This window comes from Collinsella sp. AM42-18AC, assembly GCF_003467965.1.
Taxonomy (GTDB): domain Bacteria; phylum Actinomycetota; class Coriobacteriia; order Coriobacteriales; family Coriobacteriaceae; genus Collinsella.
Window position 1 is genome coordinate 1 of record NZ_QSFY01000029.1, and the last position, 3,189, is coordinate 3,189.

The 3,189-nt window shown below is 57.3% G+C and carries 3 protein-coding genes; all 3 read left to right on the top strand.

Annotation, left to right across the window (positions count from 1 at the left end; translation table 11 throughout):
- Positions 1-144: 144 nt before the first annotated feature.
- The 3 genes from lspA to DW913_RS09875 all read left to right on the top strand — a co-directional run bounded on the left by lspA (position 145) and on the right by DW913_RS09875 (position 3,135).
- Positions 145-744 carry a signal peptidase II gene (lspA, locus tag DW913_RS09865; RefSeq protein ID WP_233542054.1) on the top strand — a complete coding sequence of 200 codons (600 nt, stop codon included), beginning with the start codon at positions 145-147 and terminating at the stop codon, positions 742-744.
- Positions 744-1,757, top strand: coding sequence for an RluA family pseudouridine synthase (locus DW913_RS09870; RefSeq protein ID WP_117798377.1), 1,014 nt, complete (start codon positions 744-746; stop codon positions 1,755-1,757). Before lspA ends, DW913_RS09870 begins: the two co-directional genes overlap by 1 nt.
- A gap of 82 nt (positions 1,758-1,839) precedes the next feature.
- Complete coding sequence (locus DW913_RS09875; RefSeq protein ID WP_117798378.1) at positions 1,840-3,135, top strand: glycosyltransferase family 2 protein; 1,296 nt, start codon at positions 1,840-1,842, stop codon at positions 3,133-3,135.
- Positions 3,136-3,189: the final 54 nt, after the last annotated feature.

Sequence of the window (3,189 nt, forward strand, 5' to 3'; positions counted from 1 at the left end):
AAGAGCAAACCACCCCTTTTAGGGGTGGTTTTGATGCTGGTTATTTATCTGACGTTAGCGAATGTGTCGTGCGCTCTGCGTGTGGCAATATAAGATGGTTAATTGCACTTAACGTTATTTGAGCTTTGAGGGTAGGGGATTTCTTTGGGTCGTTCTGCGGATATGACGCCGCCTTTGCGTTGGCGGTTGGGTGTTGCTGGTAGCGTGGCGTTGGCCGTGCTGCTTGTTGACCAGCTGACCAAGCTTGCGGTTCGTGCCGTTGGCGATGCTCTGCATGTGACTGTTATCCCCGGTGTGATCGACTTCCTTTTCGTGCGTAACATCGGTGCTGCCTTTAGCATGGGCGAGGGACATGGCCTCGCGTTTGCCGTGCTGGCGTTTGTCGTTATCGTTGCGATCGCGGTGTACTTGCTTCGCGCGCCCCAGCTTGCTCGCTTTGAGGTTGTGGGCATGGCTATGGTCGTGGGCGGCGCCATTGGCAATGCGATCGACCGTCTGGCTTTTGGCTTTGTGACCGATTTTATCGCCACCACCTTCATCGGCTTCCCCGTCTTCAATGTGGCCGATGTCGGCATTACGGTCGGTGTGGTGCTTGCCCTCTTCGGCTACATGTTTTTGAGCCCCGCCGCCCGTGAGGTCGATGCGACCGCCGAGCTTAACGCCCGTGACGAGGCCCGCGCCAAGCGCAATGCCAAGCAGCGTGGGGAGCGTGCCCGCAAGATTCGCGAAAGGAATGAGCGTTAATGGCCGACATCCATATTCTTGTTGCCGACGATTCCGCTGGTCAGCGTCTTGACGCCTATCTGGGCGCCAATGACGGCTGCCCTACGCGCTCTGCCTGCGCGCATCTGATTGAGGGCGGTGCCGTAATCGTGAACGGCGAGACCTGTCTGTCAAAAAAGTATGCCGTACGCGCCGGTGACCGCATCTCTGTCGACCTGCCCGAGCCTCACGATCCGACTGACGTGATTCCTGAGGCCATTCCCCTCGATATCCGCTACGAGGACGACTATCTCATCGTGCTCTCCAAGCAGCGCGGCCTGGTGTGCCATCCGGCGCATGGTCATGAGAGCGGTACGCTCGCGAATGCCCTGGTCTATCACTGCGGTATCGACCATCTGGGCACCGTGCAGGGCGAGGACCGCCCCGGTATCGTGCATCGTTTGGATCGTGATACCTCGGGTCTCATGCTTGCGGCCAAGGACGACGACACCCAGCGCGCGCTCCAGAATCTCATCCGCACGCGAACGCTCGACCGCCGCTACATTACGCTCGTCCACGGCCACATTGCCATGGACGAGGGTACCATCAACACCGGTATCGCCCGTTCCACGCGTGACCGCGTCAAGATGGCGGTTTCGGACGATCCCTTTGCCCGTCAGGCCATTACGACCTTTAAGGTCCTCGAGCGCTTCGATTCCACGCGTTTTGACGACGGTTATACGCTCGTCGAGTGCCACCTGTTTACCGGCCGCACACATCAGATTCGCGTGCATATGCGCCATATCAGCCATGCCTGCGTGGGCGATCCACTCTACGGCAAGTGCGATGCGCGCGCCGATCGGGGCCTGACCAGGCAGTTCCTGCATTCCTGGCGCGTGGCGTTCGACCATCCCGTGACGGGGGAGCGCATTGAGTGCCGCGACGAGCTGCCGTGGGATCTCGCTGCGGTTCTCGACGATCTGGCTCCGCGTTCGCTTGGCCGCACCGCTGCCGGCGACGAGATCGTTCCTCAGCTCGGTCTTCTCGAAGCCTAGTTAGTATTAGGTGGTTTCTTGAACGCCCCTAGCCTGCGGTAAGATATACGGTTGTTTACGTAACGCGTTCCTGGGAGCCTGCATGCTCGCCTTTTTACAAACCAACACGCCCATCGTGATCTTTAACCAGATTGTGGTTACGCTGCTCACGGTCTGCTTTTTGTACCAGGTGGTCTTCTTTGTCATTGGCGCCCTGCGCGGTGAGGTCGCACCTCCCAAGGCCAAAAAGCTCCACCGGTATGCTTTCTTTATCGCGGCGCATAACGAGGAAGCCGTGATCGCCAACCTCGTTCGCTCCATCAAGGATCAGGATTATCCTTCCGAGCTCATCGAGGTCTTCGTGGTCGCCGATGCCTGCACCGACAACACGGCGCAGCTTGCGCGCGAGGCGGGCGCCATTGTCTATGAACGCAACGACCTGGCCCGCAAGGGTAAGAGCTGGGTCATGGATTTTGGCTTCGACCGCATCCTTAACGAGTATCCCGACACCTTCGAAGGCTACTTTATCTTCGATGCCGATAACGTCATCGCCCGCGATTACGTGTCCAAGATGAACGATGCTTTTGACCAGGGCTTCCATGTGGTCACGAGCTATCGTAACTCCAAGAACTTTGGCAGCTCGTGGATCTCGGCGGCTAATGCTACGTGGTATCTGCGAGAGGCGCGCTTTCTTAACAACGCTCGCAACATCTGCAAGACTTCTTGCGCTGTTTCGGGTTCTGGCTATCTCATTTCTGCCAGCGTGATCGAGGGCATGCACGGCTGGCAGTTCCACACGCTGACCGAGGACATCCAGTTCACTACGTTCTGCGCCATTCACGGCATTCGCATTGGCTATGCGCCGGCGGAGTTCTTTGACGAGCAGCCGGTGACGTTTAAGGCGTCCTGGAAACAGCGCATGCGTTGGACCAAGGGCTTCTACCAGGTCTTTTTTACCTACGGCAAGCATCTTGTCAAATCGACGTTCCGCTATCATCGCTTTGCCGCATATGACATGTTTATGACCATCGCTCCGGGTATGCTGCTATCGTTGATCTCGATGCTCGCTAATGCCACGTTCCTGATTGTGGGCGGTCTTTCGCACGGCTTCCTGGCCACCGAGGTCGAGATGCAGGCGTGCGCTGCTTCGCTCATTATGACCTTTGCCATGATGTATCAGACCTTCTTTATCCTGGCGCTGCTTACGACTATCTTTGAGTACAAGCACATTCACTGCGCGCAAAAGTGGCGTCTGGTGACTAACCTGTTTACCTTCCCGATCTTTATGTTCAGCTATATCCCCATCACGGTGGCCGCGCTGTTCCTGAAGGTCGACTGGGTCCCGACACAGCACGCCGTCAACGTTACCCTCGACGAAGTCATGCAAGGAGCCAAATAACCACCATCAAAACCACCATAAAGGGGACAGTGAACTGCGCCCCGAAACTTGGAC

Excerpts from the sequence above, each read along its gene's own strand:
- DW913_RS09870 (WP_117798377.1), top strand. The coding sequence starts at position 744 with ATGGCCGACATCCATATTCTTGTTGCCGACGATTCCGCTGGTCAGCGT.
- DW913_RS09875 (WP_117798378.1), top strand. The coding sequence starts at position 1,840 with ATGCTCGCCTTTTTACAAACCAACACGCCCATCGTGATCTTTAACCAG.